Below are 7,839 nucleotides of genomic sequence, written 5' to 3'. Positions count from 1 at the left end.
GCTTCTTCAGTCTTCTCGACAGGCTTTCCAGCCGTCTCTTCGACAGTAGGCGCTGCGGCGAGTGCTGCTTCAACCAACTCGGCCGGAGCCGGGATAACGACCACGGGCGGCACGACCGGCGCTTCGGCTTCCGCAGCCACCGGCGGTGCCGGCTCGGCTGCCACAAGCTCAGGTTCCAGCACGGCGACGATGACCGGCTCCGCTTCGGCAGCCAACGGCGCGGCTGCAGTGACGAGGTCCGGCTCGGCAGCTGACGGCTCGCTTTCGGCTACAGGTGCCGCGACCGGGGACGGCTCGATCGTGGCTTCCACAACCGGTTCGATAAGCGGTTCAGCGATCGGCTCGACCGCGGCCACTTCAATCGGCATCGCCAGGGCGACTTCGACCGGCGCCGCAGCAATCGCCGGCTCGGCGAACTCGACGGCAACCGGCGGCGCGGCGGATTCGAACAGCGGCGCTTCGACCACCTGTGCCGCCGGTGCTGCTTCGACGAACGAAACTTCGACAGCAGGCTGCTCGATGGCCGGTTCGACAGCGATCGGCGCATCCAGCACGGCCAGCGTTTCGACGGCGGCTGATGATTCGATCGAGGCAGCAGCCAGGGCTACCTCAGTCTCTTGGACAGCTTCTGGGGCAGTTTCCGGAGCGACGGCTGCTTCGGCGACCACTTCGGTGCGCTGCGGACGCTGGTCGCGACGCGGTGCGTAGCCCGGTTCATCGCTGCCGGCGCGCGCTTCGAGCGCGGCCGAGTCGAACATCGGCGACGTATCGTCGGCCTGGTTCAGGCCGCCGTCGTTGTCATCACCTTCGTCGCCTTCACCTTCGCTGCCCGGTGCGGCATTCGGATTGCGCTCGCCGTTCTCGCCGGTGCGGCCACGACCACGGCCACGACGACCCCGGCGACCGCGACGGCCACCGCCTTCACGTCCTTCCCCAGCCACGCCGGCCGGAGTCTGGCCTTCGCTCTGTGCCAGGGCGGCGGCTTCGCCGTCGACTGGTGCGTTGCTGTTCAGCAGTTCGCCCATCGTTTCCGGGGCTGCCGACAGCGCGCTGACCATCGGCGCTGCAACGGTTGCCGCAGCAGCGGCAATGACCACCGGCGGCAGTGCGTCGGCATCGGATGCCGCCGCATTGGTCTGCGGCTGCTGGTTGCGCGGGTTCTGCTGCTTCGGCTGATTCTGCGGCTGGCGGGGCTGCTGCTGGCCGCCACGGTCGCCGCGTCCTTCACCACGCGCCTGGCGATTGCCGCCGTTCTCGCCACCGCCGTTGCGGGGCTCGTTGTTGCGATCGCGGCCTTCGTTGTTGCCACGGCCGTCACGGCGCTGCTGACCTTCCTGCTGCGGACGCTGACTACGGTTGTCGCCACGGCCTTCACCGCCACGCCCTTCCCCACGATTGCCACCATCACGGCGCTGCTGCCCATCCTGCGGACGGCCGCCTTCGCGGCGACCATCAGGCCGGCCACCATCGCGACGCTGCTGGCCCTGCTGCTGACCACCATTGCGCTGCGATTTTTGCTGGCCGTTGTCGGCCTGCTTCGGGGTTTCGGTCTTGCCGCCGCCGAACAGGCCCTTGAGCCAGCTCCAGAAGCCGCCTTGGCTCGCGACCGGCTGCATCACGGCGACCGGTGCCGGGACGTGCTTCGGTGCTGCAACCGGGGCAACCGGATCCGGCGCATCGAGCGGCAGCGGGGCCGGTGCGTTCGGCAGCACCAGCTTCACCGCCGCTTCGCCACCAGCGCCACGCGGGGCCTGCTGAGGCGTGCCGTTGCCGGCCAGTGCGGCTCGGGCATCGGCCTTGTAGTCCTGCGGCAGGCGATAGCTCATGCCGGCGTTGTTTTCGAGCGTCAGATGATCGGCGCGAATCCGGGTGATCTCGTACTTCGGCGTTTCCAGGGTCTCGTTCGGCACCAGGGTGACCACCACCATGTAGCGCGATTCCAGTTCGGCGATGACGCCGCGCTTTTCGTTCAGCAGGTAGGTGGCGACGTCGACCGGCAGCTGCGCGATCACGCGGCCGGTGCGGTCCTTCATGCACTCTTCCTCGATCAGACGCAGTGCGGCGAGCGCCAGCGATTCGACCGAGCGGATCTGGCCGCGGCCTTCGCAGCGCGGGCAGGCGATCTGGGTGTGTTCGGACAGCGAAGGACGCAGACGCTGGCGGCTCATTTCGAGCAGGCCGAAGCGGCTCAGGCGGCCAACCTGAACTCTGGCGCGATCAATGTCGCAGGCCAGCTGCACGGCCTTCTCGACATCGCGCTGGTTCTTCGAGCTGTTCATGTCGATGAAATCGATCACGATCAGGCCGCCGAGATCGCGCAGACGCAGCTGGCGGGCGATTTCGTCAGCCGCTTCCAGATTGGTCTGCAGCGCGGTTTCCTCGATGCCGCCGCCGCCGGTGGCCTTCGCCGAGTTGATGTCGATCGCGGTCAGGGCTTCGGTGTGATCGATGACGATCGAGCCGCCCGACGGCAGACGGACCATGCGCTCATGCGCCGATTCGATCTGGCTTTCGACCTGGTAGCGCGAGAACAGCGGAATGTCGTCGCGGTACAGCTTCAGCTTGTGCTGCTCGGCCGGCATCGAACGCAGCATCTGCGCCCGGGCTTCTTCGTAGATTTCGGCGTTGTCGACGATCACTTCGCCGATGTCCGGGCGCAGGTAGTCGCGCAGCGCGCGCAGGACGACGTTGTTTTCCTTGTACAGCGGGAACGGCGCCGGCAGCTCGACGGCAGCGGAGACGATGCGGCCCCAGGTATCGGCAAGCTGATCGAGATCGGTCTGCAGTTCCGGCGCCGAACGGCCCATGCCGTTGGTGCGGACGATGATGCCCATGCCGTCCGGAATCGCCAGCGCGGCGAGCGCTTCGCGGGCTTCCTCGCGCTCTTCACCTTCGGCGCGGCGCGAGATGCCGCCGGCCTTCGGGTTGTTCGGCATCAGCACTAGGTAACGGCCGGCGAGGCTGACGTAGGTGGTCAGGGCTGCGCCCTTGTTGCCGCGTTCTTCCTTTTCAACCTGGACGATGATCTCCGAACCTTCGGCGATCAGCTCCCGCATGTTGCCCTTGCCGGCGCCGCTGGCGGTGGTCCGGTAATAGTCCTTGTGGATTTCCTTCAGCGGCAGAAAGCCGTGGCGCTCGGCGCCGTAGTCGACGAAGCAGGCTTCGAGGCTGGGCTCGACGCGGGTGATCTTGCCTTTGTAGACGTTGGACTTGCGCTGTTCGCGCGAGGCCAGTTCGATGTCAAGGTCGTAAAGCTTTTGTCCGTCGACGATGCCAACGCGCAATTCCTCGCGCTGTGTGGCGTTGATCAGAATTCTTTTCATTGATGCGGTCTCGATAGCTGTCTGGTGACACGCTCGACCGCGCAGAACGGGATGCGGCGCGTCTGGGGCGCGCCTCGATCGTTACGAAATTGTGATGGTTCGATCGTCGATTCATCCCCGCCTCGCGCGGGAACGCTGGATTGTGCGGAACGCCGGTCGAAAGACGGTCGGCGTAGCTGTTTAGTGCTTGGTCTGGCGCTGACGGGGCGGACGGTTTGTTACCATGCGGCCCGCCGGTTGGCACCAGATACCGACGAAAGCCCCGAAAAACCTTTGGGCCTGACGCCGGAACTGTATTCGTCGCAACCGCGACAAACAGATCGAAGTGTGCCATAGAAACCCGCGCCTACGATAGTTTTGCGTTGCCGCTCAAAGGCATGGCGCAGAACGTCGAAATCGGCGGCGCTGACGGGTACGGTCGGTTTCCGTGACACCGCTGCAGGTATTGCCGGCCAACGGTTCTTCACCCGTCATGTTTCATTTTTCGCCAAGCCGGTATCGGCTTTGTTCCTTACTGCCGAGATCGACTTGAACCGCAAAGCTCCTCCTCCTTCATCCTCCGCCCGGCCGTCGTCGCGGCCGAAGCCCCGCTCGGCGTCCTCCGATCGCCCGGCGGCACGTTCGCGTCCAGAAGGCGCCGAGCGTCCGGCCAGGCCAGCCTCATCCCGTCCGGGCTTGTCGGCTGGCAAGCCGTACAAGCCGGCATCGAAGTCGGCCGGCCGCACTGATTCCCGTACGGATACACGGCCAGCTCGGCCCACTTCGCGTCCGGGTGGGCCGAAGGGTGGCAATTCTGCTGGCGCTCCGGCATCGGTGCGACCGACGCAGCGGCCCAACTCGAAGCCGAGCCCACGCTCGGCACGGCCGCCGGAATCGCTGAGCGAGTTCATGGCGGCATCGAAGCCCAAGCCGAAGCCGGGCGCGAAATCCGAGCTGCGCAAGTCCGATCGGACCGCGCGCCCAAGCGCACCGCGCTACATGACCGCCAAGAGCAGCGCCCCGAAAGCGGCGTCGCCCGGCCGGGACGGCTCGCGGCCGGCCTCGTCGCGTGACGGTGACTTCGGTCCCCGGCCAACCTCGCGTCCGCCGACGAGATCAACGGTCCGGTCCGCAGACCGGACGATTGCCGCCAAGCCGACTTCATCCAGCCCTGCCACGAAGCGTGCGACCACCCCGAAGTTCACCCGCGAAAACCGCCCGGGCAAGGCCGTCGAAACGGCGGCCGACAAGGAGCTGCTGCCGACCGTCGTCGTCCACATGACGATCACCGCCAACGAGGACGGGCAGCGGGTCGACAACTATCTGATGAAGTGCCTGCCGGGCGTGCCGAAATCGCACATCTATCTGATCCTGCGCTCCGGCCAGGTGCGGGTCGATGGCGGCCGGGTCAAGCCGGACCGCAAGCTGGCGCTGGGCGAGGAAGTACGCATTCCGCCGGTCCGTCTCGCCGAGAAGAGCGAGCAGATCCGCGCGCCGGATGCGGTGCTGAACCGCTTGCGTGAAGCGATCGTCTACGAGGACGAGCATTACCTGGCGATCTGCAAGCCGGCTGGCCTGGCGTCGCACGGCGGCACCGGCATCGCTTACGGCGTGATCGAAGCCGCGCGCGGCTGGGGCAAGTACGACTTCCTCGAACTCGCCCATCGTCTCGATCGCGATACCAGCGGCTTGTTGCTGCTGGCCAAGTCCCGCGTCGGTCTGCTCAGAGCGCAGCGCGCGTTCCGCGAAGGCCTGGCCGACAAGCGCTACTTCGCGCTGATCGTCGGCCGCCTGCAGGGTGGCGCACGCGATGTCGATGCCGCGCTGGTCAAGCGCTCGATTCCGGGTGGCGAGCGGTTCATCGATATCGACGAGGAAGATGGCAAGCCGTCGAAGTCGCGCTTCGTGCCGCAGGCGCATTACAAGGATGCGACGCTCTGCGAAGTGCATATCTACTCCGGCCGCACCCATCAGATCCGCGTCCATGCGCTGGCGCTCGGTCATCCGGTGGCCGGCGATCGCAAGTACGGCCTGCGCGACGATCAGAAGCCGATCCGCGATCTGGGCCTGCGCCGCATGTTCCTGCACTCGCACTTCCTGCAACTGCCGGCCGATGGCGACTTCGGCAAGCTGATCCTCAACGCGCCGATGACCGAAGAGCTGCGCCAGTTCCTTGAGGTTCTCGGGCCGGGTCGTTGAGCGAGGGCATCACGTCGAACGTCGGGCTCACGCAAAGACGCCAAGGCGCAAAGGACGAACGATGAAGGAAAAGCTGTTCACCAATGGCTTTTCTTCGTGCCTTGGCGCCTTTGCGTGAGCATGCTTTTCTTTCGAACATCAACCTCAATGTCTGAATTCGAACTGCTGATCTTCGACTGGGATGGAACCTTGGCCGACTCCGCCGGCCACATCGTCAGCACCACGCAGAAGGCGATCCTCGATCTCGGCCTGCCGCCGCGCGAGAATCATCAGATCGCCGAGCTGATCGGCCTCGGGCTGCAGGACGGCATGCGCCGCCTGTATCCGGAGTTCGATCCGAACTGGGTGATGGCGCAGCTGTTCGCACATCGCCGCGAGTCCGGTCTGAAGATTCATTCGACGCCGTTGTTCGCGGGCGCTGTAGAAGCGCTGCAGGCGCTGCGTGATCAGGGCTTCCGGCTGGCGGTCGCCACCGGCAAGCCACGCGCCGGGCTGGAGGGTGCGTTCGACGAGCACGAGGTCCGCTCGCTGTTCGAGATCAGCCGTTGCGCCGATGAAACCGCTGACAAGCCGCATCCGCTGATGCTCGAGGAAATCCTCCGCGAGACCGGCGTGGCGGCGGGTAGGGCGCTGATGATCGGTGACACCGAATATGACGTGGCGATGGCTGCCGCCCTCGGCGTGCCGGCGCTGGGCGTTGCTTGTGGCGTGCACGCGCCGGGGCGTCTGCTCTCGGCAGGCGCCGCCGCCGTGATCGACGATGTCCGTGCGCTGCCGAGCTGGTTGCTACGGTAAGGCGCAGCCCGCTTCAGCCAGCATCCGCCGAACCGCGATCAGCGGCAGGCCGACCAGGCCGGTGGCGTCTTCGCTGGCTATCGCTTCGACCAGCGAGATGCCCAGACCTTCGCTCTTGAAGCTGCCGGCGCAGTCGTAGGCCGGCTCGGCGTCCAGATAGCGTTCGATCTCGGCATCGCTCAAGTGCCGGAAGCGCACACGGGTGTGATCGACATGGCTCAGCACCCGTCCGCTGGCTTCGTGGATCAGCGCAACCGCGGTGATGAATGTCACCGTGTTGCCAGCTTGGGCCCGCAATTGCGCGATCGCCCGTTCGCGGTTGCCGGGCTTGCCGAGCACGGCGTCGCCGAGGGCGGCGACCTGATCCGAGCCGAGCACCCAGCGATCCGGATGCCGACTCGACAGCACACGCGCCTTGGCGATCGCCAGGCGTTCGGCAAGCTGCAGCGGCGTTTCGCCGGGCTGGCGGCTTTCATCGGCATCCGATGGCATTGCCACGAACGGCAGGCCCAGGCGGGCCAGCAGGCTGGCGCGATAGCGGGAGCCCGACGCAAGAATCAGCGGAAATTCCGAATTGATCAGAGACATAGGTGTGTTGAAGATTTCGATTTCGTGAACGCCGCTGATAGAGTTCTCGGCATGAACGAACCGGTCAAGAAAACTGCGCAGCGCATTCTGCCGCTGCACGCCAAGGTATCGAGTGCGCTGACGCGCGAGGCGAGCTACGCCGGCAGTCTGCCGGTGTCGCGGCTGGAACGTCTCAAGCAGGCGCTGGCCGATCTCCACGACACGCCGCAGACCGATCTGCAGGTGGAACTGCAGTTGCGCCGGGACAAGACCCGCGCGCCGAAGCTGGAAGGGCGGGTGCAGGGCGAGCTGACGATGACCTGCCAGCGCTGTCTGAAGCCGTTCCAGTTCGTGCTCGATGCGGCGATCGATCTGCGCCTGGTGTTCAACGAGGAAGAGGAAAACCGGGTGCTGAAGGACGCCGAGCCTTATCTCGTCGAGGACGATCAGCTGCCGTTTCACGTCATCGTCGAAGAGGAAGTGCTGCTGGCACTGCCGTTCTCGGCGCGCTGCGAACGGGACGATTGCACGCCGCTCTGATTTCGCCTCATTTGTTGTACATGTTCGGGGTCAATCAGGGTAGAATTCGCGCCCCTGGGCGAACCTTGCCCACCGGAGTTCCCCAATGGCTGTCGCAAAATCAAAGAAGTCCCGTTCCCGCCGTGGCATGCGCCGCGCCCATGATGCGCTGAGCGCGCCGACCCTTTCGGTCGACTCCACCTCGGGCGAAACGCATCTGCGTCATCACGTCACTGCCGACGGTTTCTACCGTGGCAAGCGCGTGATCGAGATGAAGACGGTCGAAGTCGCGGAAGAAGCCTGAGCTTCCTGGCAGCGTGCCGAACGGCTGAACCAGCCGTTTCTCCCGGCCGCTGCGAAGCGCAATCATGCCCGCCATGAACGCGCCGATCCTGCTGGCCCTTGACGCGATGAGCGGTGACCACGGTCACGGCATCGTCGTCGAAGCGGCTTTGCG

At 65.7% G+C, this 7,839-nt stretch carries 6 protein-coding genes; 4 read left to right on the top strand and 2 right to left on the bottom strand.

Annotated elements, in window-relative coordinates; translation table 11 throughout:
- Positions 1 to 3,323 (bottom strand): Rne/Rng family ribonuclease (locus QZY06_RS20780; protein WP_295687832.1); only part of this gene is annotated, 3,323 nt, incomplete at its 3' end.
- An 888-nt stretch (positions 3,324 to 4,211) separates the two neighbouring features.
- On the opposite strand from QZY06_RS20780, the gene QZY06_RS20775 reads away from it, so the two are divergent.
- Both QZY06_RS20775 and QZY06_RS20770 read left to right on the top strand, forming a co-directional pair.
- Entirely contained in the window at positions 4,212 to 5,501 is a 1,290-nt protein-coding gene (locus QZY06_RS20775) for an RluA family pseudouridine synthase (RefSeq protein WP_295687829.1), read from the top strand.
- Between the two features lie 147 nt (positions 5,502 to 5,648).
- Complete coding sequence (locus QZY06_RS20770; protein WP_295687826.1) at positions 5,649 to 6,296, top strand: HAD-IA family hydrolase; 648 nt, start codon at positions 5,649 to 5,651, stop codon at positions 6,294 to 6,296.
- Here the strand turns inward: QZY06_RS20770 and QZY06_RS20765 are convergent.
- Complete coding sequence (locus tag QZY06_RS20765) at positions 6,288 to 6,884, bottom strand: nucleoside triphosphate pyrophosphatase (protein ID WP_295687823.1); 597 nt, start codon at positions 6,882 to 6,884, stop codon at positions 6,288 to 6,290. The genes QZY06_RS20770 and QZY06_RS20765 overlap by 9 nt on opposite strands.
- Before the next feature lie 51 nt (positions 6,885 to 6,935).
- Here QZY06_RS20765 and QZY06_RS20760 point away from each other — a divergent pair, with 51 nt between their 5' ends.
- Both QZY06_RS20760 and rpmF read left to right on the top strand, forming a co-directional pair.
- The gene (locus QZY06_RS20760) at positions 6,936 to 7,403 is read left to right on the top strand and encodes a DUF177 domain-containing protein (protein WP_293391147.1); all 468 of its coding nucleotides are present in this window, start codon (positions 6,936 to 6,938) and stop codon (positions 7,401 to 7,403) included.
- Positions 7,404 to 7,488: 85 nt separating this feature from the next.
- The gene (rpmF, locus tag QZY06_RS20755) at positions 7,489 to 7,686 is read left to right on the top strand and encodes a 50S ribosomal protein L32 (RefSeq protein WP_022977750.1); all 198 of its coding nucleotides are present in this window, start codon (positions 7,489 to 7,491) and stop codon (positions 7,684 to 7,686) included.
- Positions 7,687 to 7,839 lie beyond the last annotated feature (153 nt).

Origin of the sequence: uncultured Nevskia sp., assembly GCF_903885465.1 — a bacterium.
Taxonomy (GTDB): Bacteria; Pseudomonadota; Gammaproteobacteria; order Nevskiales; family Nevskiaceae; genus Nevskia.
Note: the sequence above shows the minus strand (reverse complement) of the source record. Positions and strands in the feature narration are given on the sequence as shown.